16 protein-coding genes are annotated in these 21335 nt (G+C 73.3%); 9 read left to right on the forward strand and 7 right to left on the reverse strand.

Translation table 11 applies throughout. The annotated features are described in order from the left end of the window. Window positions 1-40: 40 nt before the first annotated feature. The 7 genes from OG730_RS01670 to OG730_RS01700 all read left to right on the forward strand — a co-directional run bounded on the left by OG730_RS01670 (window position 41) and on the right by OG730_RS01700 (window position 8878). Entirely contained in the window at window positions 41-1069 is a 1029-nt protein-coding gene (locus OG730_RS01670; RefSeq protein WP_327302409.1) for a transporter substrate-binding domain-containing protein, read from the forward strand. A gap of 59 nt (window positions 1070-1128) precedes the next feature. Then, the gene (locus OG730_RS01675) at window positions 1129-1911 is read left to right on the forward strand and encodes a GNAT family N-acetyltransferase (RefSeq protein WP_327302410.1); all 783 of its coding nucleotides are present in this window, start codon (window positions 1129-1131) and stop codon (window positions 1909-1911) included. A 78-nt stretch (window positions 1912-1989) separates the two neighbouring features. Then, the gene (locus tag OG730_RS01680) at window positions 1990-3030 is read left to right on the forward strand and encodes an LLM class flavin-dependent oxidoreductase (protein WP_327302411.1); all 1041 of its coding nucleotides are present in this window, start codon (window positions 1990-1992) and stop codon (window positions 3028-3030) included. A 79-nt stretch (window positions 3031-3109) separates the two neighbouring features. Next, complete coding sequence (locus OG730_RS01685) at window positions 3110-3499, forward strand: GntR family transcriptional regulator (protein WP_327302412.1); 390 nt, start codon at window positions 3110-3112, stop codon at window positions 3497-3499. After that, the gene (locus OG730_RS01690; RefSeq protein WP_327302413.1) at window positions 3496-4383 is read left to right on the forward strand and encodes an ABC transporter ATP-binding protein; all 888 of its coding nucleotides are present in this window, start codon (window positions 3496-3498) and stop codon (window positions 4381-4383) included. The genes OG730_RS01685 and OG730_RS01690 overlap by 4 nt, the downstream gene beginning before the upstream one ends. After that, complete coding sequence (locus OG730_RS01695; protein ID WP_327302414.1) at window positions 4380-5312, forward strand: ABC-2 membrane transporter-related protein; 933 nt, start codon at window positions 4380-4382, stop codon at window positions 5310-5312. The genes OG730_RS01690 and OG730_RS01695 overlap by 4 nt, the downstream gene beginning before the upstream one ends. 152 nt (window positions 5313-5464) lie before the next feature. Then, the gene (locus OG730_RS01700) at window positions 5465-8878 is read left to right on the forward strand and encodes a molybdopterin-dependent oxidoreductase (protein ID WP_327302415.1); all 3414 of its coding nucleotides are present in this window, start codon (window positions 5465-5467) and stop codon (window positions 8876-8878) included. 138 nt (window positions 8879-9016) lie between these two features. On the opposite strand, the gene OG730_RS01705 is transcribed toward OG730_RS01700, so the two are convergent. Together OG730_RS01705 and OG730_RS01710 are read right to left on the reverse strand one after the other, a co-directional pair. After that, window positions 9017-10360 carry a radical SAM protein gene (locus OG730_RS01705; RefSeq protein WP_327302416.1) on the reverse strand — a complete coding sequence of 448 codons (1344 nt, stop codon included), beginning with the start codon at window positions 10358-10360 and terminating at the stop codon, window positions 9017-9019. A gap of 139 nt (window positions 10361-10499) precedes the next feature. After that, window positions 10500-12047 carry an aldehyde dehydrogenase family protein gene (locus tag OG730_RS01710; RefSeq protein ID WP_327302417.1) on the reverse strand — a complete coding sequence of 516 codons (1548 nt, stop codon included), beginning with the start codon at window positions 12045-12047 and terminating at the stop codon, window positions 10500-10502. A gap of 474 nt (window positions 12048-12521) precedes the next feature. Here OG730_RS01710 and OG730_RS01715 point away from each other — a divergent pair, with 474 nt between their 5' ends. Then, window positions 12522-13976, forward strand: coding sequence for a hypothetical protein (locus OG730_RS01715; RefSeq protein ID WP_327302418.1), 1455 nt, complete (start codon window positions 12522-12524; stop codon window positions 13974-13976). Here the strand turns inward: OG730_RS01715 and OG730_RS01720 are convergent. The 4 genes from OG730_RS01720 to OG730_RS01735 all read right to left on the reverse strand — a co-directional run bounded on the left by OG730_RS01720 (window position 13934) and on the right by OG730_RS01735 (window position 18189). Continuing rightward, a complete protein-coding gene (locus tag OG730_RS01720; protein WP_327302419.1) occupies window positions 13934-14440 on the reverse strand; it encodes a hypothetical protein in 507 nt (168 codons plus the stop codon). The genes OG730_RS01715 and OG730_RS01720 overlap by 43 nt on opposite strands. A 6-nt stretch (window positions 14441-14446) precedes the next feature. Beyond that, window positions 14447-15484 carry an SCO0930 family lipoprotein gene (locus OG730_RS01725; RefSeq protein WP_327302420.1) on the reverse strand — a complete coding sequence of 346 codons (1038 nt, stop codon included), beginning with the start codon at window positions 15482-15484 and terminating at the stop codon, window positions 14447-14449. 114 nt (window positions 15485-15598) lie between these two features. Next, the gene (locus OG730_RS01730; RefSeq protein WP_327302421.1) at window positions 15599-17050 is read right to left on the reverse strand and encodes an NADH-ubiquinone oxidoreductase-F iron-sulfur binding region domain-containing protein; all 1452 of its coding nucleotides are present in this window, start codon (window positions 17048-17050) and stop codon (window positions 15599-15601) included. Next, window positions 17047-18189: a ferric reductase-like transmembrane domain-containing protein gene (locus tag OG730_RS01735; RefSeq protein ID WP_327302422.1), complete on the reverse strand. Its 1143-nt coding sequence runs from the start codon at window positions 18187-18189 to the stop codon at window positions 17047-17049. Before OG730_RS01735 ends, OG730_RS01730 begins: the two co-directional genes overlap by 4 nt. 380 nt (window positions 18190-18569) lie before the next feature. Here OG730_RS01735 and OG730_RS01740 point away from each other — a divergent pair, with 380 nt between their 5' ends. Next, a complete protein-coding gene (locus OG730_RS01740; protein ID WP_327302423.1) occupies window positions 18570-19868 on the forward strand; it encodes a PucR family transcriptional regulator in 1299 nt (432 codons plus the stop codon). Between the two features lie 66 nt (window positions 19869-19934). On the opposite strand, the gene OG730_RS01745 is transcribed toward OG730_RS01740, so the two are convergent. Beyond that, the gene (locus OG730_RS01745; protein WP_327302424.1) at window positions 19935-21332 is read right to left on the reverse strand and encodes a DUF1996 domain-containing protein; all 1398 of its coding nucleotides are present in this window, start codon (window positions 21330-21332) and stop codon (window positions 19935-19937) included. Between the last annotated feature and the right edge of the window lie 3 nt (window positions 21333-21335).

A 21335-nucleotide genomic window follows, 5' to 3' on the forward strand; every position in this document is an offset into this window, starting at 1 on the left:
AGGCCTTCTCCGCCTCACCGAACATCCGAAAGGCAACACCATGCAGCGCCCGTCCCTCCTTCGCACCAGACTCGTCCGCGGCCTCGGCGCCACGACCGCCGCCGTCGCCCTCGCCGCCGGACTCACCGCGTGCGGCGGTGACGCGAAGGCCACCGGCACCGCCTCGGGCTCCGGCTCGGACAAGGTGACCATCGGCGCCGTCTCCAACGGCGCCGCCCAGCAGGCGGAACTGTCCGTCCCGGTCGTCGAGTCCCTGCGCGCGCAGCTCCCGAAGGCCGTGCGCGACCGCGGTGAGCTGGTCATCGGCGTCGGCGCCCTGCCCGCGGGCTTCCCGCCGCTCGCCTACGTCGGCACCGACCAGAAGACCCTCACCGGCGCGGAGCCCGACCTCGGCCGTCTCGTCGCCGCGACCCTGGGCCTGAAGCCCGTGGTGAAGAACTCCACCTGGGAGAACCTCTTCGTCGGCATCGACAGCGGCAAGGTCGACGTGGCCTTCTCCAACGTCACGGTCACCGAGGAGCGCAAGAAGAAGTACGACTTCGCCTCCTACCGGCAGGACAACCTGGCCTTCGAGGCCCTGAAGGAGAACACCTGGGAGTTCGGCGGCGACTACCGCAAGCTGGCGGGCAAGACGGTGTCGGTCAGCAAGGGCACCAACCAGGAGAAGATCCTCCTGGAGTGGCAGAAGAAGCTCCAGTCCGAGGGCAAGGACATCACCGTCAAGTACTTCCCCGACGCCAACAGCGTCTACCTGGCGCTGAGCGGCAAGAAGATCGACCTCAACTTCGGCCCGAACCCCTCGATCGCCTACCACATCACCCAGACCGCGAGCGGCAACGCCCCGACGCGCAACGCCGGTTCGTTCTCCGGCGCCGGTGAGACCCTCCAGGGGCTGATCGCCGCGACCGCGAAGAAGGACAGCGGACTGGCCGAGCCCGTGGCCCAGGCCATCAACCACCTCGCCAAGAGCGGCCAGTACCCGCAGCTCCTCACCGCCTGGAACCTCTCCAACGAGGCCGTGCCCACCTCCCAGGTGAACCCGCCCGGGCTGCCCACGACCAACTCCTGACCCCGCGGCCGCCGTCCCCGGCCCTGTCAGGCACCCCACGGAAGGAGGGCTGCGCCGCCATGCCCACCACCAGCACCACCAGCACCACCAGCACCAGTCCGGCTCCCAGCCACGTGACCCCGGCGCCCCCGGTGGCCCCGCACGTCCTCGACAACCCGGCCTGGGCCTCGCTGTCCGGCGCGCACGCGGCCTTCGCCGTGCGGGCCGGCGCCCACGCCGCCCGCTACGAACCGGACGTCGCCGTCTTCTCCGCGATCGCGGATCCGGCCGACGCCCGCTCCTGGGAAGGGCTGCGCTCCCTGGCCGGCCCCGGCGGGACCGTCTCGCTCTCCGGGGTCCTGACCCCACCCCCCGGCTGGGAGACCGTCTGGTCGGGGCGGGGGGTCCAACTGGTCGACACCTCGCTGGGCGCCGAGCCCGCCCCCGAGGCGGTGCGGCTCGGGGCGGCGGACGTGCCCGAGGTCCTGGAGCTGATCGAGCTGACGAAGCCGGGGCCCTTCCTGCCCCGCACCATCGAGCTGGGCACGTACCTGGGCATCCGCCACCGGGGCCGGCTGGTCGCCATGGCCGGGGAGCGGCTGCGCCCGCCCGGCTGGACGGAGATCAGCGCCGTCTGCACCCATCCCGGCTTCCGCGGCAGGGGGCTGGCGACGCGGCTGGTCCGCGCCGTCGCGGCGGGCATCCGGGACCGGGGAGACGTGCCGTTCCTGCACACGGCCGCCGAGAACACCGATGCGGTACGCCTCTACGAGTCGATCGGTTTCACCGTGCGCCACCGGCCCTTCTTCCTGGCCTTCCGGGCGCCCGGCGGTGCGGATGATATCGCCGCCACACGCATTTAACAGTGCCGCATTCCTTTTCACACTCCCGCCATTTCCTCATCCCGTATTCCGGGCACGCAATTTCCCAGGAGAGCCGACGTGAAATTCCTGGCCATCACCCTGATCACGGACGGCACGGACCCGGCGACGGGCGCCCCGACCCCCACGCGCGAGCGGTTCCGCCAGGTGGTCTCCGCCGCCCTGCAGGCGGAGGAGCTCGGCTTCGACGGGTTCGGGGTCGGGGAGCGCCACGAGCGGCCGTTCCTGTCGTCCTCGCCGCCCGTGGTGCTCTCCCACATCGCGGCCCTGACCCGGCGCATCCGGCTGTACACCGCCGTGACCACCCTGAGCCTGCTCGACCCGGTGCGGGCGTACGAGGACTACGCGACGCTCGACCACCTCAGCGACGGCAGGCTCGAGCTGATGATCGGCAAGGGGAACGGCACCGCGCAGCGCGAGCTGTTCGACGTGAGCTCCGAGGACCAGTGGGAGCGCAACTCGGAGGGCTACGAGCTGTTCCGCCGGATCTGGAGCGAGGACAAGGTGACGGCGCGGCCCCGCTTCCGGCCCGCGCTGACCGGCGCCGAGGTGCTGCCCCGGCCGTACCAGCAGACGCTGCGGGTGTGGCACGGCAGTGCCACGAGCCGGGAGTCCGTGGATCTCGCGGCGCGCTACGGCGACCCGCTCTTCTCCGCGAACGTCACCCACCCGATCGGCCCGTACGCCGAGCTGATCCGCCACTACCGCGAGCGCTGGGAGCACTACGGGCACGATCCGGCCCACGCGGTCGTGGGCGCGGGCACCGCGGGCTTCCACACGGCGCCCACCTCACAGGGCGCGGTGGCCGCGTACCGGCCGGCCTTCGCGCGCTACCTCGCCGCCCACGCCGCCCAGGGCCTGGATCCGGTGTTCCCGACCCTGGAGGACTTCGTCGAGCGGAGCTCGGCCTTGATCGGCAGCCCCGGGCAGGTGATCGAGAAGGTGCACCGCTACCACGCGGAGTTCGGCCACACGGTCCTGCACCTCCAGGCCGAGCCGGGCGGGCTGACCGAGACCCAGCACCGCGACTCCCTCGCGCTGTTCCAGTCGGACATAGCGCCGACGCTGCGCCGCTCGATTCCGGACCCCGCCTTCACCTGAGCCGGCGAAGGAGAGTTGACAGAAGCACTCCCCTGCACCACCCTTTCACTACTTGCCTAGTGAAAGGGTGGTGTTTGTCGTGCTGGAGTACCGCATCGATCGTCGCAGCGGCATCGCCACGTACCTGCAGATCGTCCAGCAGACCAAACAGGCCCTGCGCCTGGGCCTGTTGGAGCCGGGCGACAAACTGCCGACCGCACGCGAGGTCGTCGAGGCCACCGCCATCAACCCGAACACCGTCCTGAAGGCCTACCGCGAGCTGGAGCGCGAAGGGCTCGTCGAGGCGAAGCGGGGCCTGGGCACCTTCATCCGCAAGTCCCTGGGCGGCGCTCCGGCGGAATCCCCGCTGCGCGCCGAACTCGCCGACTGGGCGCGGCGGGCACGGGAGGCGGGGATGGAGCGGGACGACGCGGCCGCGCTCTTCTCGGCCGTACTGGAAGAGCACTTCAAGGGGGACGAAGACGCATGACGCACATCGTGATCGAGGCGGACGGCCTCGGCCTGCGCTACGGACGCCGGGGAAAGTGGGCGCTGCGCGACTGCTCCTTCCGGCTGCCCGAGGGCCGGGTCTGTGCACTGGTGGGACCCAACGGGGCAGGAAAGTCCTCCCTGTTGACCATCGCCGCCGGGCTCGTCTCCCCGACGGAGGGTCACCTCCGCTCGGTGCCGCGAGAGGAACTGGCCTACGTGGCCCAGGACAAGCCGCTCTACCCGCAGCTCACCGTCGGCGAGACGCTGCGCATGGGCGGCGAGCTCAACCCCGGTCGCTGGGACGCGAGCAGGGCGGAGCAGATCGTGGAGGCGGGGGACCTCGACCCGCACGCGAAGGTCCGCTCCCTGTCCGGCGGCCAGCGCACCCGGGTCGCCCTCGCCCTGGCCCTCGGCAAACGCCCGTCCCTGCTCCTGCTCGACGAGCCGATGGCCGATCTCGACCCGCTCGCCCGGCACCGGCTCATGGGCACGCTGATGGCCGACGCCGCCGAGAACGGCACCTCCGTGGTGATGTCCTCGCACATCCTCACCGAGCTGGAGGGCGCCTGCGACCACCTCCTCCTGGTGGATGGCGGCCGCGTCCGCCTCTCCGGCCCCATCGAGGAGATCGGCGCGGCACACCTGCTGCTCACCGGCCCCGCCGCCGCCGGCGAGGAACTCGCCGCGTCCCACACCGTCGTCGAGGCCCGCACGACGGGCCGGCAGCTCACGGCGCTCGTCCGGCCGCGGGGCCCCGTCGACAGCACCACCTGGCAGACCACCCACCCGTCCCTGGAGGAACTCTTGCTCGCCCACCTGCGCGCGCCCGAAGCCCCGGCGTTCACCGTGGACGCCGATGCCGCCGAGGGGGTGGCGGCATGAGCGCGCTGACGCTGAAGGGGCCGTACTGGGTGACGGTCCGCCAGCACCGGCGGGTGCTGTGGGCGGTGCCCGCGCTCATCGGCGTAGGCCTCGTCGTGATGGTCGCGCTGCGCGTGTGGAGCGCGTACCCGACCTATGACCATCTGCACCGGCCGATCCTGACCCCCGGAGACGACATGCTCCGGGGCCTCATCCAGTCCGCGACAAAGAGCCTGCCGTTCCTCCCGCTGCTGGTGGGAGCCTTCGTCGCCGGCCCGATGGTCGCCCGCGAGCTGGAGAGCGGGACCTGGCGGCTCGCCCTCACCCAGTCGACGACGGCTAGAGCCTGGCTAGGCTCGAAGGTCCTGGTGGCGGCCGCGGTCTCTGTACTCGGCTCCCTCGCCCTGATCGGGATCTACCGCCTCGGCTGGGCCCGGGCCGCCGACACGTACGGGCTCCACTGGTACGACATCGGAGTGTACGAGTCCACTGGCCCGACGCTCGTCGCTTCCTGCCTACTGGGCGTTGCCGTCGCCGCCCTGGTCGGGCAGCTGGTCCGGCGGACCCTGCCCGCCATGGCCGTCACCGGTCTCCTGACGGGTCTGGTGCTGCTCATCATCGGCGCGCTCCGGTGGTCGTTCGTTCCCGTCGTGGGCGTTACCGCCCCTTACACCGTGGACGCGGAGTCGCTCTTGCCGCCTTCCTCAAAGCGGATGGGCACAGGGCTCGTCAGCACCACGGGCGAGCGCTTTTCCGGGTACTACTGCCCTCCGGAAGCCGGTACCCGGGGGATCTGCCGCGACGACGTGAACGTCACCGCTTCGTACGCCGATTTCCACCCGGCCTCCCGCTACTGGCCGATCCAGCTCATCGAGACCTCCATCCTCCTCGTCCTGGCCGCCGCCGTCCTCTACGCCGCCTTCCGCCTGGTACACAAGCGGCACCCCTGAACCTCCCGAGACCAGCGCGGACGACCCGTTCGGCCCAGGGCGAAGGTCCCGGCCGGGCGGGTCTTCCGGTGCTCCCTTCGCGACCATCGCCGGATGCCCGCTTGTCCACCCGGGAGTCCACTGGAAGGAGGTCCGCGAGCAGGGAGAACGTCGTGTCGGTATCCGAAGAGAAGCGAGGGTTCTGCACCCTCTGCAAGTCGCGCTGCGGCGCGATCTTCACCATCGAGGACGGCCGCCTGACCGGCGTGCGACCGGACCCCGACCATCCCACCGGCGCGGCGATGTGCCCCAAGGGCCGCTCCGCCCCCGAGCTCGCGCACAGTACGAACCGGCTGACCACCCCGCTGCGCCGGACCAACCCCAAGTCCGACCCGGACCCTGGCTGGGTGCCCGTCTCCTGGGACGAGGCGACGGTGGAGATCGCCGGGAAGATCGGGGCGATCGCCGCCGAGAACGGCCCCGAATCGGTCGCCTTCGCCGTGGCCACGCCCTCGGGGACCATGGTGTCGGACGCCACCGAGTGGATCGAGCGCTTCGTGCGCCTCTTCGGCAGCCCGAACACGGTGTACAGCGCGGAGATCTGCAACTGGCACAAGGACTTCGCGCACGCCTTCACCTTCGGATCCCCGATCCCGCCGCCCGACTACGCGAACGCCGGCCTCGCCCTCCTCTGGGGCTTCAACCCGGCCAAGACCTGGCTCGCCCAGTCCGCTGCCCTCTCCGCCGCCCAGGCGACCGGCACGAAGCTCGCCGTCGTGGACCCGCGCCGCTCCACCAGCGCGCTGCGGGCCGACCACTGGCTACGGGTCCGGCCCGGCACCGATGCCGCCCTCGCCCTGGGCCTGGCCCACCTGCTCATCGCCGACGAGGGCTACGACGCGGCCTTCGTCCGCGCCTGGACCAACGGCCCCCTCCTCGTCCGTGCCGACACCGGACGCTTCCTGCGCGCGGAAGAGCTCCCCGGAACACCCGAGGGGCTCACGGCCTTCGCCGTCTTCGACGAGGAGACCGGCCGGGCCGAGGCGTACGACACCGCGCGCCCCGCCGACCGCCCCGAGTGCTTCGCGCTGCGCGGCACCCGCCCGATCACCGTCCGCGACGGCTCCGTCGTCGACTGCGCGCCCGCCTTCGAGCGGTACGCCGCCGCCTGTGCGGCCTGGACTCCGGACCGGGTCGCGGCGACCACCTGGATCCCCGAGCGGGAGATCCGCGCCCTCGCAGCGGAGATCGCGGCCGCGCCCTCGGTCACCTATTACGGGTGGACCGGAGTGGGGCAGAGCGCGAACGCCGCGCAGACCGAGCGGGCGCTGGCCACCCTGTACGCGCTGACCGGCTCCTACGACGCCCCCGGCGGCAACCACGTGGTCCCCGCCCCGCCCTACAACCCGGCCGCTTCCTTCGGCCAGTTCGCCCCTGAACAGCGCGCCAAGGCCCTCGGCCTCGACAAGCACCCGCTGGGCCCGCCGGCCTTCGGCTACATCAACTCCGGCGACCTGTGCACCGCCATCGAGACGGGCGACCCGTACCCCGTCCGCGCCCTCATCGGCTTCGGGTCGAACCTCGTCGTCGCCCAGCCCGACTCGGACCGCACGGCGCGGGCCCTGGGCACGCTCGACTTCCAGGTCCACCTGGACCTCTTCCACAACCCCACCAGCAGCAGCGCCGACATCGTCCTGCCGGTCAACAGCTCCTACGAGCACGAGGCCCTGCGCTTCGGCTTCGAGGTCAGCCACCGGGCCCAGGAGCAGGTCCAGCTCCGGCCCCGGATGGTCGAGCCGCAGGGCGAGTCCCGCAGCGACACCGAGTTCGTCTTCGACCTCGCCTGCCGGCTGGGCATGGGCGCCGACTTCTTCGACGGGGACATCGAGGCCGCCTGGAACTGGCAGCTCGAACCCCTGGGCCTGACCGTCGAGGAACTGCGCCGGAGCCCCGGCGGCGTCCGGGTGCCCCGCGAGGAGTCCTACCGCAAGTACGCCGCCCCCGTAGCGGCCGAGACGGGCTCGGCGACCGGCTTCGCCACGCCCACCCGGCGCGTGGAGCTGTACTCCGAGCGGCTGCTGGAGCACGGCTACCCGGCGGTGCCCGAGCACCACGACCCCGCGCCCACGGACGCCGCGTACCCGCTCGTGCTGACCTGCGCCAAGCACGGGTACTTCGTCCACAGCCAGCAGCGGTCCCTTACCTCGCTGCGCCGCCGGGCCACCGACCCGTCGGTCGACCTGCACCCGCGGACGGCCGCCGCCCACGGCATCGGCGAGGGCCAGTGGGTCGAGCTCGCCACGCGCCTCGGCTCCATCCGGCTGCGCGCCCGCTTCGACGACTCCCTGCACCCCTCGGTCGTCGTCGGCGAGTACGGCTGGTGGCAGGAGGCCACCGACCTCGCCCTCCCGGGCGCCGACCCGACCGCCGCCACGGGCAGCAACTTCAACCGGCTCATCGACCACGCCGAGACCGACCCGCTCAGCGGCTCGGCACCGATGCGGGCGGCCGCCTGCCGGATCAGCCCCGTGAAGGGCGACGGCACCTGGACGGGGACCCGCCCCTTCACGGTCACGGCACTCACCGAGGTGAGCACCGGCATCCGCGCCCTGCGCCTGGCCCCCGAGGACGGCGGGGTCCTCCCCGACTACCGGCCCGGCCAGCACCTGACCGTGCGCGCCGAGCACCCGGACGGCACCCTCCAGGACCCCTCGGACGGCCGCAGCTACTCCCTGACCGGACCCGCCCTGGCGGCCGGCCGCGCCGATTACGGGCTCGCCGTACGCCACATCCCCGGCGGAGCCTTCTCCACCCGGGTCCACGAGGAGCTCCGGGTCGGCGACCGGCTCCACCTGGCGAGCCCGGGAGGTGTCTTCGCCATCCCGACGCACACCGGCAACCCGGTCGTGCTCCTGGCGGGCGGCATCGGCATCACGCCGTTCCTCAGCTACCTCGAAACCCTCGCGGCCACCGGCGGCACGGTCCCCGAGGTCGTCCTGCACTACGGCAACAACAACGCGGCCGACCATCCCTTCCGGGACCGGCTGCGCGAACTGGCCTCCCGCATACCGGCGTTGACGATCGTCGACCACTACGCCGCACCGGGGCCGGACGACGTGCTCGGCCGGGACCACGACCGCACCGGGTTCATCACCGCCGACGACATCGACCCCGGCCTCATCGAGCGCCGCGCCCGCTTCTACATGTGCGGACCGCAGCCCATGCTCGACGCCCTCACCACTGCCCTGATCGCGCGCGGTGTCCCCCGCTTCGAGGTGTTCAGCGAGAAGTTCCGCCCGGCCCGGCGGGAGGTGACCGTGCCCGACGACGCCGAGTACACCGTCACCTTCGCCCGGTCCGGACGCAGCGCCGTCTGGCGCAAGAACGACGGCCCGCTCCTCGCCCTCGGCGAGGCGGCCGGGGTCGCGATGCCGAGCGGCTGCCGGGTCGGGCAGTGCGAGAGCTGTGCGTGCGGCGTGCTCAAGGGCACGGCGGCGCACCTGGTGACCCCCTCGGAGGACCTGCCCGACACCGACGTCCTGACCTGCCAGTCCCTGCCCACCTCGGACCTGGTGCTCGACATCTGAGCGGGACCCGTCAGATGGCGGACCCGTCAGGTGGCGGACCCGTCGGACGGCGGACCCGTCAGGTGGCGGACCCGTCGGACGGCGGACCCGTCAGGTGGCGGACCCGTCGGACGGCGGACCCGTCAGGTGGCGGACCCGTCAGGTGGTGGTCTCCTCCTTCTGCTCCAGCCCCTCCAGGCTGTCCATGAAGGAGGAGACGGAGAACACCGCGCGCCCGGGGCCGGCCGGGCCGTAACCGGGCGGGGAGCTCAGGCCGAACTCCTCCAGCGTCGCGCGGTAGGTCTCCAGCAGGCGGACGTGGTACTCCAGGGGCGCGCCCAGCGGGTTGGCCTTGCCCAGCGGGGTCGTCGGCTCCGGGCACCAGGTGGTGAAGCGCGGGACGACTCCGTGCGACATGAAGAACCGCAGGCCCTCCTGGGTCGACGCGATCGCCTCGCTGACCTTGGTGAACCCGAAGGGCTCGGCCATCTCGATGCCCGCCACGAAGTTCGGGATCACGTTGCGCGGGCCGAACACCTCGGTGGAGTCCAGGATCCTGCGGTGCCATTCGTCGCGGCCGACGTAGCGCTCCTTGCCGGGGCAGTGGAGCTTGAACAGGTACTCGTCCCACACCTCGAAGTTGGGGTGGTAGATCTTCACGCCGTGGTCGTGGAAGCGCTGCACGGCGTCGCGGGGCAGGGCCTGCGCGACGACCTTGCCGGTCCAGCGGCCGGGGAAGCGCTCCTCGATGGCCTGGGCGTACTGGCCGTAGAAGTCGGCCTCGTCGCGGCCGCCGACCTGGGAGGTGATCGACCCGCCCGTGAGGGTGTAGGCCCGGGAGATGCCCGCCGTGTCGTACCGGTCGATGATCTCCAGCGCCTCCAGCACCTCCTCGACCGGCTTCACACCCGTGTAGGGGCGGCCGGCCGCCTTGTGCTGGCGCCAGTTGTGGTTGATGTCGCAGAACTGGCACTCCTCCTTGGCGCCGAAGTACTGGCACACCCGGAAGACCGTCAGGTAGATGAGGTAGCCCCACTGGATGGTCGGTGCGACCTCCATCACGGACTTGCCGTTCGACAGCTTGTGCCGGTAGTACTCCGGCATCGGCGGCAGGCCCACGTCCGAGATCCGTACGCCGTCCAGGTACAGGCCGAGCGTGCCGTCCTCCCCGCCGCGCACCACGTACGGGGAGTCCGGGTTGACCCGTACGGAGACCACGGTGCGGCGCAGCTCGTACGGGCCGCCCGTCAGCACGATCTCCTCCGGGGGCCGGTTCAGCGCGGCGGCGCCGAGCTCGGGGAGGGTGCGGTGGTCGAAGGAGAAGATGAAGTAGGACTTCGGCTTGACGTCGCCCGAAGTCCCGTCGGCGCCCCCGCTGAGCGCGGACTCGTCGAAGGCCATGCCGCCCCGCAGGAGGTCTTCCTTGATCACGGCTTCCCGGGGCACGTGCGGGAAGCGCCCCATCAGGTCCTCGATCAGCGCGGTACGGCTGGGACTCTCCATCTGCGGCTCCATTCCAGGCTCTTGCCGGACCGCGGCGGCCCGCCCCCTTGGCGTTCCGCGCGGTACGGCGGTGACCTCACTGTAATCAGAGCGTCCGGAGCCCGCCGCATCGCCTCCTCGGCGCCTTCCCGGTGCCCCCTCAGGGCATGAGCTGGTACTCCGGGAAGTTGCCCGGGAGCCGTTCGCCGGCCGGTCCGAGGGTGACCGCGCGGACCAGGAGCTCGCCGCCGACGAAGGCGCCCCGCCAGGAGGCGCCGAACCCGCCGAAGAGCTCCTCCCGGTCCCCGCGCGAGCGGGGCCTGCCGTGGCCGGTCTTGAAGGCGCGGATCTGGGGTGCGAGGCGGTCGAAGGTGGCGGGGTCGTCGGTGGAGAGGGTGGCGACCAGGGCTCCGTTGGAGGCGTTCATGGCGGCCAGCAGCTCGGCCTCGGTGTCGACGAGCACGATCGTGTCGACCGGCCCGAAGGGCTCCGCGTGGTAGAGGGGCGAGGAGGCCGGCGGGCTGAGAAGGGCCAGCGGGGCCACGTAGGCGGAGGTGTCCTGGCCGGGCAGGAAGCGGGCCGGGTCCAGCGTGCCGCGGAAGAGGGGGACGGCGCCGCGGTCCACGGCCTCCGCGGCGTGGGCGGTGAGCTCCGCGGCCTTGGCGGCGTTGATGAGGGGGCCGAAGTCGAGCTCGGGCAGCGGGTCCCCGGGGTGCGCGACCGCGAGGGGGTGTCCGGTGCGGACGGCGGAGACGGCGGGGAGGTAGGCGGCGAGGAAGGCGGCGAAGGCGGTGCGCTGGACGACGAACCGGGGGTACGCGGTGCAGCGCTGCTTGCCGTAGTCGAAGAGCTTGGGGATGGCGGCGCCCAGGGCGGTCCAGTCGGTGTGCTCCCAGACGCCCCAGGTGTTGAGCCCCTCCTGTTCGAGGATGTGGCGCTTGCCCAGGTCGGTGAGGGAGGTGGCGATGCGGGCCCCGGTGTCGCGGCCGCCGACGAAGGAGACGCAGCCGATCTCCGGGGAGCGGACGAGCGCCTCGGAGAGTTCGCCGCCGCTGCCGCTGACCAGGGTCACCGGGACGTTCTCGCGGTGGATGAGCGCACAGGCGAGGGTGAGGCAGGCCAGGCCCCCGTCGGTGGGGGTCTTGGCGATGACGGCGTTGCCCGCGAGGGCTTGCACCAGCATCGCGTGGACCAGGACGGACAGGGGGTAGTTCCAGCTGGCGATGTTGGACACCGGACCGTCGAGCGGCCTCCGGCCCTCCAGCATGGCGTCGATGTGGTCCACGTACCAGCGCACGCCCTCGATGGCCCGGTCCACGTCGGCGCACGCGAGGCGCCAGGGCTTGCCGATCTCCCACACCAGGAGCAGGGCGAGCAGATCGCGGTGTTCGGTGAGGGCGTCGAGGGCGGCGGTGACCCGGGCCCGTCGCTCCACGGGCGGAACCTGCCGCCAGGCGCGGTGCTGGTCGAGGGAGGCCCGTACCGCCTTGGCCGCGGTGCCCGCGTCGAGCCGGGGCGGGCCCGCGATCGGACCGCCGTCCACGGGGCTGGTGGCGGGCAGGGCATGGCCGTCGCTCTGCCAGTCGCCGGCCCAGAGGTTCAGGACGCGGTCCTCCCGGAAGGCCTCCGGGGCGGCGGCGAGCGCGCGGCGCCAGGCATCGGCCCAGGCCGTGCCGGGCTTCAGGGCGAGGGGGGTGGGCTGTGCCATCTGTGAGTCTCCGCTCAACGACGGGCGGGGCGAGGGGGGCTCGCGCGTACGGGTTCGGCAGCGGGGCGGCCGTGCGCGCGGGGCGGGGCGGGCGGGGTACTGCCGTCGCGTGCGGGCGGGGCGGGGTACTGCCGTCGCGTGGGGGTGGCGGGGCGTGGACGAGTGCTCCGACGGTACGTACCTCGCGTGCGGCATCCGTGTTCTGCGGCGTCGGCGGCGCGTCGCGCCCACGTTCCGCCCCCGGTGACGGCCGACTGTTTCGCGCGTACTGCGGGGGCATGAACATGGCATGCGGTGTGGGCGGGAGCCCTGGTCCGGCGGCGGGCGCACCGTTAGCGTCGCTGCTGGAGCCGTACCGGTGAGCCACGCCGTACGGAGCACGGCCCGGGCCACCACGACTGGCTGCCGCCGCGTCAGCTGACCGCATCCCACTCCCCCCTCGTCTCCTTTCCTCCTCGGCTCTAGGACTTCCCCATGCCGTTTTCCCTGCCCGCGGGCGGGCGCTTCGCCGCGCTCGCCCTCACCTTCGCCGTGGCGCTGAGCACGCTGGGCGGTACGGCCGCCTCCGCCGATGCCACGGTGTTCGGTCCGCTGCCGCCCCGGAACCCCGCCACCGCGGGCAACGGCACCGCCGGCATGCACGGGGACAGCGCGTCCAGCGACACCACGCCCTACCCGGGCCCCGGCACGGGGAAGATCGCCTATTCCCGGACCGCGCTGGCCTCCGCCTGCCCGACGATCGTGGTCGGCGCCGACGGCTACGTGGTCACCCTCTGCACGACCATTTTCGGGCAGACCCCGACCGTGCACCTGCTGGATCCCGCGAGCGGAGCCGACCTGGCCTCCCTGTCCCTGCCCAAGGGCAGCCTGTTCGGCGGTGTCTACTCCTACCTCGACAACGAGGACCGGCTGGTCGCCGTGGACGGCAACAGCAACCTCGTCCGCATCGGCCACCACCGCACCGCGAGCGGCGGCTGGGCGTTGACGGTCGATCAGTCCACCCCGCTCACGGGCGCCGTGCCGGCCGGTGACAACATCGTGGGCCTGGCCCCCGCCTGGAACGGCAAGGTCTGGTTCGCCACCGCGGGCGGCGTGATCGGCACCGCGGACACCGACACCGGGACGGTCCGCACCCTCGCCACCGGCGAAGGCGTGCAGAACAGCATCTCCACCGTTCCGGGCCACACCGCCGTCGCCACCGACCACGCGCTGTACCTCCTCTCCGAGGGACCCGACGGGAGCCCCGTCATCGACTGGCGCGCCCCGTACGACCGCGGCCCGGGCCGCAAGCCCGGCCAGCTCAGCTGGGGCACCGGCGCGACCCCGAGCTTCTTCGGGCCGGGCGACGGCACCGAGTACGTCACCATCACGGACAACGCCGCCCCGCACGAGAACCTGCTCGTCTACCGGGTGGACGGCGGGCCGGCGCCGATCTGCTCCACTCCGGTGCTCACCCAGTACGCCAACAGCGGCACCGAGGACGCCGTCATCGCCTCGGGCCGCAGCGTCTTCGTCACCAACACCTACGGCTACCCCTACCCGGCGCTGCCCGCCGGCGCTCCGGCGAGCAGTCCGGCGTCCGCGAACTTCGACGGCGGCCTCAGCCGGGTCGACGTCAACGCCGCGGGATCGGGCTGCACCCTGGTGTGGAACAGCTCGGTGAAGTCCGCGGCCCTGCCCCGGCTTTCGGTGGCCGACGGCAAGATCTACACCGTCTCCGTCACCGGGCCCACGGGCAGCGCGGGCCTCAACACCTTCGCCTCGTACCACCACGCGGTGCTCGACCCGGCGACGGGAGCGCAGCTCACCAGCTCGTTCCTGGGCATCGGGCTGGTCTACAACCCGCTGCAGATGACCGGCACCACGGGCCCGGACGGCACCCTCTATCAGGGCACCGAGACCGGCGTGGTCAGGATCACCAAGGGGTGAGCGCCGGCGCCGTGGGCGTGCGCGGGGGCCGAGCCCAGGGTCCCGCCAAGGCGGTCCCGGGCCGGGGTCAGGGCGTCCGCCGAGGGCGCCGTGATGACCCAGCGCTCGCCCACGAGGTACGTGCCCCCGTACTGCCGTGACTCCGCCAGCCAGGCGGCGCGGCCCTGCTCAGTGCTGAAGGTGGCGAGCCGGAAGGCCTGCGCACCCACCGCGCAGGCGCCCTCGCGGACCTCCTGCGCGTCAACCGTCACCTCGGGGCTGCCGCAGCCCAGGGCAGCCGCGATCCGGTCCAGCGGCTCGGGGGCGGGGCCGGGGGCGGGCGGCGGGGAGGCCGCCCGCCCCGCGGCCGCGCCGCCCGCGTCTGCCGTGCACCCCGCGCACCCCGCACAGAGGAGGGCGGCGAGCAGGACGATCGCGCGGAGGGCTCGGGGTGGGCGGGGCAGCCGCTTTCCCGTGCCGGGCACGGCCGGTCAGCCCTTCGCCGGGATCTTCTTGCCCGCGTCGTTCACCGCGAACCAGAGGCCCTGCAGGCCGTGCCCGTTGGTCTGGCCCGGTGCGGTGTCGCCGGTGAAGAGATAGACCGGCCAGCAGTCGATCGTCAATTGGCGCGTTCCGTCGGGGCGTTCGACGGAGCCGACCAGCTTCGCGGGAATTCCGACGGCCTTTTCCGCTTCCACGGGTGCGGCCGGCTTCCACGTGTTCAAGCAGGCGTCGAGGCAGCCGAATTTCATCGGCCAGGCGCTGTCCTTTCCGAACCGGTAGAGGGTGCGCCCCTGTCCGTCCACCATGAGCTTTCCGAGTTTCGCGTCGTCCACGGCCGAGAGCGGCGCAGAATCCTTTCCGGCACCATCCTCTCCGGCACCGCCCTTTCCGGCGCCGCCCTTTCCTGCGTCCACCGCCTTCTTGCCGTCCGCCGCCAGCGCGTGCCAGGTGCCGCCGACCCCCTCGCCCTTCGCCTCGCCCGGCAGGGTGTCCTTCGCGTAGCGGTACACGGGCCACCCCCCGAGGGTCAGCTGACGGGTGCCGTCGGGCCGCTCGACCGAGCCGAGCAGCCCCGCGTTCGCGCCGGCCGGGGCCTGGGCCCCGTCCGCCGGTACCGCGGGCCAGAGGTCGGCGCAGGCCCCCTCGCAGTTCGAGCGGGGCGGCTGGGCGGTGTCCTTGTCGAACCGGTAGAGGGTGACTCCGGCCGCGTCCGTGGCCACGCTGCCGACCTCGGAGATCTCCCGGACCGCCAGCGTGCCGGCCGGAGCCGGGTCCGCGTCCGTGTCGGCGCTCCCGTCCGCGTCCGCCTCCGACCCCGCGTCGTACTCCCCGCCCGCTTCCTCGCCGTACCCGGCTCCGGGTGCGGCCCCGGGCGCGGCGTCGTGGCCCACCGCCCGTTCCGCTCCCGCCGCCTGGACCGTCACCGTACGGGGGCCGTCGTCACCGCTACCGCATCCCGACGCGAGCAGAAGTACCGTCAGCACCGATCCCGCGGCGGCCGTGGTCGCCCGGTTCCTGTTGCCCATGGTTCTCTCCTTCGGTTTCCATCCGGAGCAATTCCGTCGGGATATTCATAAGGGCTGCGGGGGCCTCCGGATTCAAGGGAGCGGGAATTTGTCAGATCACGCCAAAGCGTGAACTCATTCCTGGATGCGGAGCGCGAGTGCCGGGCAACGGCGCACCGCGCGCAGTGCCTTCGGCCGCAGCGGACCGGGGACCGGCATCACTCCTTGTGCCGGATAGCCGTCCTCGTCGAGCCGCACCACGTCGGGCAGGAGATCCACGCACAGGCCGTGGCCCTTGCACAACGTCCAGTCCACGACGAGCCGTTCGGGGCTCTCGTCCGCGGGCAGCGGCAGGGCGCCGAGGACGCGGCGTCCGCAACCGCTGCCGAGCGCGTGGTCGCGGAACTCGTCGGGGAAGACGGCGAGCGCGGAGGCCACGAACGAGGAGGTGCCGTCCGGATGGGAGCAGGCTCCCCGGCCGCGCACCCCGCGCATCCGGGCCTGTACCGCGTCGAGGGCCGCCCCGCCTCCGCCGGCCACGAGCCGTTCCACGGCGTCGGCGAGCGAGGGCAGACCCCGTACGCACGGGCCGCACTGGCCCGCCGACTCCCGCGCCAGCCAGCGCGCGACCCGGGCCACCTCGCCCGCCGGACAGGTGTCCTCGGGCAGCGGCAGCACCGCCCCCGCGCCCAGCACGGCGTCGTACGCCGCCAGCGACTTACGCGAGATCAGCGCCTCGCGCGCCGCCCCCGGGTCCAGCCAGCGGCCGTGGAAGCCGCCGACCAGCACGCCCTGTCCGGGCACTGTGGCGCAGAGGTCCAGTACGTACGCCAGGGAGGTGCCCAGCGGTACCTCGACGACGGTCCTCCCGGCGACGGTCAGCAGGGTGGTGCCGGGCTCGTCGGGCAATCCTGCGGTGCCGTACGCGGGCGCGCCGAGGCGGGCTCCGACGGCGAGTTGGGCGTACGTCTCCGCGTTGGACAGCAGGGTGGGCAGGCCGCCGAGGCCCCGTTCGCTGGTCCGCGTCCGGTGCCCGGAGGGTACGGCGGGCCCGCCGTCCAGGCCGTTCACCAGGGCGCTGCCCTCACCCGTGACGAAGCGTTCCGGAAGTCGGACGACGCGCACCCGACGCCCGGACGGGCCCCGTTCCGCGACGGCCTCGGTGAGCGAGCGCTCCACGTCGGGCCGGGTGACGCCGACGACCACGTCCTCGGCGCCCAGGGCGGCGGCCGCCACCAGCGCGCCGTCGAGCACGAGGTGCGGAACGTAGAGGAGCAGGGCGGCGTCCTTGAGGCAACTCGGCTCACCCTCGGTCCCGTTGACGACCACCGCGGTGCGCCCGTCCTGGCCCCGGGCGGACCGGGTGACGGCCCGGAGCTTGCGGGCGAAGGGGAAGCCCGCTCCCCCGCGCCCGCCGAGGGCCATGCCCTCGGCGAGTTCGACGAGCCCTTCGGCGGGGTAGCGGGGCAGCGGGCCGTGCACGCTCAGATGGCCGGCCCGGTCGAGCCGCTCGGAGGTGTCGAGTCCGGCGAGCAGGCGCGGTCCTCCGACGCAGCCGAGCGCGGGCCGCGTCCCGGAGCCGCTCACCGTCCGCTCCGTACGCCGTCGAGCGGTTCGGCGGACGGCCCCGCGGACGGGTCCGCGGCCCTTCCCGGGGGTCCGGGGAACACCGTGGCGCCGGGCTGCCGGGTCAGGCGCGCGGTCAGCAGTTCCGCCGCCCATTCCGCCGGCCTGCGCACGAAGGGCGCCGGCCGGTGCGGCGGCGCCTGCCCGGGTGCCCGGGAGGGTACGGAGGGCACGTGCGGCGGGGACGGCGCGGGCGGCGGCGCCGGCGTCGCCGGTCCGCCCGAGGGCCGCACGGGGTCCGAGCGCAGCGGCGTACCGGGCCGCGTGCGCGGCCCCGCGCCGGCGAGCGTACGGAGCTTCGCGCGCAGCCGCAGCGCCAGCAGACCGGCGACGCCGAGCAGGCACAGGGCGTACCCGGCGGTCACCCAACCACTGGCGGGGCGACCGGATTTCAGCCCGTGGACGAGCGAGGCCCCCCAGGCCGGATACGCGGCCATGTGCAGGGCCCGCCACCAGAGCGAGCGCCCCCGGGCGGCGAAGGTGCCGCGGACGGCGCCGGAGACGGCCACGGCGACGAACCCGTAGCCGGCCAGGCTGCCGAGGCCGATGAGCAGGGGCTGCCGTCCGTCGGTGAAGGGCAGGACCACGGCGGCGGCGTCGGTCCGGGACCGCCCGACCTTGATCCACACGTGCAGCAGGAGGAAGCCCAGTCCGGCGACGGCCAGGCCCCGGTGCACGGCTTGGGCGACGAGCCGGTGCCCGGAGGCGAGCAGTCTGCGGTCGGTGGCCGCCAGGCCCCACAGGACGGCGCCGGTGAGGCAGACCAGCGAGAGCACCCCGGCGCCGTAGTCGAGGAAGTCCCACAGGCGGGTCAGTGCGCCGGCGCGGGCCGCCACCAACAGGGAGGCCGCGGCCGCGAGGGCCGCCGCTCCCAGGGCGGCGGGGTGCGGTCCCCCGGCGGCGGACAGCAGCGGCGGACGCCGCACCGCCCGCCGCCCGGAGGCGCTCGGCGCCGCGGGCTTCGACGCCGCCGGGGACACCGCCCGGGAGGCCGGGCCGGATGGTGCGGGAGCCGGCGCTCCGGCGTGGCGCCGGGTGCGGCCTCTCGTACGGCGGGCCCGGTGCGAGCGGCCGGACAGGCGGGGCTGGAGCAGGGGCATGTGGTCTCCCATACGTCCGGACCCGAGCACTTCCACCTCGCGCTCGGCGCCCGGGGGTCGACGTCGTAACCGCTCCTCGGCGGGCGGGAGATGGGCACCTGACCCACCGGGCCGGCCGGGAGCGGGGGCCGGAGTGCAGAAGCATCGTGGAGGTATGCAAGCCGTCCACGAGATTTATCGAAACGTGATAATTTCTGGCCCTCGCACAGCCATCGCATCGAACATCCCCGGAAGATTCCCTTCCAGTGGTGCGGTTGCGACGGGGTTGACACCTGATCCGCCGCCGCACCTCCCCGACGGCGATCGAGCCGATGCCGCGGGACTGCGGGCTTGCCACCGTCCCACGGTGCAGGCCATACCCCGGCTTGAACGAGGTAACAATGTGCGAACTTCTGAACCGCATCTGGTCCCGCCCCCGCGGCGAGTGGACCCGGGTCCTGCGCAAAGAACTGCCCACGGTGGCTTCGGGGTTGGTGGAGGAACTACGGGAGACCGTCCCCGGATTCTCGGCGCTCGTCGAGGACATCGGCGACGAGGTGGTCAGACGGAGGATGGAAGGGGCCCTGCTCACCGTCCTCGGTTACCGCGAGGGCGCCGCCGGCGCCGGCTGCCCGGGTATCGACGGGGCCGCCGAGACGGGGGCAGCCGGCGGAGCCGGCACGAGCCACGAACTGGAGCCTTCGGACCACCACGGGCAGGCCCGGTCCGGGTCCGGCACCGGCCCCGGACCCGCCACCCCGACCGCCGCCGACTTCGAGGCCGAGCACGCCCGGCCCCACCCCCACGCCCACGCTCACCCGCACCCGCACGCCGCTTTCCGGGGCGGGGAGTCGCCACCGCTCCAAGCCGTGCCCTTACAGCGGGTCGGCTCGGTCCGCGAGCACGCCCGGCGCGAGATCTTCGCCCTGCTCACGGGTGACGCCCCGCACCGCGAACCGGCCCTCGCCGAGTTGGCCGGTCCGGCCGGCTGGCCCCTCCCCGTCGCCGTACGGGCCGTCGCCCTGGCCTCGCCCGGCGAGACCCAGCAGCTCGCGGCCCTCCTCGACGACTGCCTCGGCGGAATGGTCGCGGGCCAGCCCTGCCTGCTCGTTCCCACCGCCGACCCGGAGGCCCGTACCGCCCTGGACGGCGCGCTGCGCGGCCGGCTCGCGGTGGTCGGCCACCCGGTGGCCCCCGGCGACACCGCTTCCTCCCTGCGCTGGGCGGTGCGCCTGCTCGCGCTGGTTCCGGCCCAGGCCCGGTCCGGCCCGGACGCCCGGACGGTCTTCGTGGACGACCACCTCTCGACCCTGCTGCTGCTCCAGGACGAGCCGCTGGCCCACGCGCTCGCCGCACGCTGGCTGCGGCCGCTGGCGGACCTCACCCCGCGCCAGAGCGAACGGCTCGAAGTGACCCTGCTCGCCTGGCTGGAAGGCGGTGGGGCACCCGAGGCGGCCAAGGCGCTGAGCGTGCACCCGCAGACGGTCCGTTACCGGATGCGCCAGCTGGAGAAGCTCTTCGGACCCGGCCTGCGGGACCCGCGCACCCGCTTCGAACTGGAACTGGCGCTGCGCAGCCGCCGATTGATGGCCCAGGTGCGACTGCGGCCGGTCCGGGGCGGCCGCCGGGCACGGCTGACGGCAGCCGATTTCCGCCCCACTCCGGGCGACGACCGCATCGCCCGGGTGAACGGCCTGTAGGGAAGCGGCACACGAGGCGGTGCCGGCCGGGAGCACGCTCCCGGCCGGCACCGCCTCTCCTTCCGCTCAGCGGCAGGCGCGTCCGCCGTTGACGCACCGCACCGCCCGGGCCATCAGTTCGTCCGGCATGACGTTGATGAAGTCCCCGTGGTCGGTCACCGGCTTGTGGAGCTGCTCGGGGAAGCTGTCCACCGCGAAGCGGGCTCCGGGGGGCGTCGCGTAGACGATCCGCTGCACCAGCTGCGGTACGGCCTTGAAGCCCGCCGGGCAGGAGCCGTCACGGCCGGCGAAGGCCACGTGCGTGCGGTGGTTGGCGCTGTCGGTGTTCTTCCCGTCCCAGCAGCTCTGGAAGGCGAACGTCCGCACCACGTCCGTGCCCTTGGGGCAGATCGGGTACTTGTCCTTGAGCTGCCGGTTCTCGAATCCGGTACAGCTCCACGAGGCGTTGGCGTTGGCCGGGCCGTTGGTGAAGGCCTTCGCGTCGCCCGTGATGATCCGCAGGAAGCGGGGCATGGCGGTGACGCGGGAGACGGGGCTCCCCTTGAACTCGATGGTCACCTGTTTCGGTCGCAGGATCGTGCCCACGTTGGCGTCCTGGCCGCCGCCGGGGGCTCCCGCGTCCTGCTCGGCCTTGCCGTCGCGCAGCCTCAGCACCGGCCAGTAGTAGGTGGACAGGTCGCCGTTCGTGCAGGTGGTCCCGGAAGCGGCGAGGCTGTTGTTGGTGGAGAAGGCGTCCGTGGTCCTGTTGCCGACGTAATCGTGCATGTGGTGGGCGCCGTTGCTCACGCCCGGGGCGACGATCACGTTGTCGGAGTTGAGGTGGCGCTCTTCGTTGCGGCCGCACTGCACCGAGAGGGAGCCTTTGGAGGCACCGGCCTTGGGGGCCGGGCGCCGCACGTTCGGCTTGACCGCGCCGATGGGGACGAAGTCGGCGCGGGCCGGGCCCCCCTTGAGGGCGGCGTCGCCCGCGCCGCCCCGGGCGGTTTCCTCCTCGGCGGCCGGCGCCTCCCGCATCGCGCAGGCGCTCAGCTCCGCCAGCCCGTCGGGGCGGGCGGCGGTGCGCCCGATCGCCTCGGAGACCCGGCCGATCGAGGCGTCGCGGTCCTCCTTCAATTCCCCGAGCAGCGCGTCCGCCGGAGCCCTGCCGGTGGCGAGCCGCTGGTAGGCATCGGCGATCTGGGTGTCGAGCCCGGCGAGTTCCCGGTCCACTTCTCCGCGCGCCTGGTCGGGGACCTCGCGCAGCCGCTCGCCCACGTCGGGGCAGTCGATGGTGGCCGTCACCGGCGCCCGGCGCGGCGAGTCCTGGCCCGCGGAGGCGGCCTGGCTCGCGATCACGACCCCGCCGCCGCCCAGGACCAGCGCGGAGGCGGCGGCGAGCGCCTTGTACAGGGGACGCGTCCTGCGTTTGTGTCCTCCTGCCCCGTCCCGGCGTGCCGGGCCTTCCGTGGAGTCGTTGTCGCGCATGTG

Origin of the sequence: Streptomyces sp. NBC_01298, assembly GCF_035978755.1 — a bacterium.
Taxonomy (GTDB): domain Bacteria; phylum Actinomycetota; class Actinomycetes; order Streptomycetales; family Streptomycetaceae; genus Streptomyces.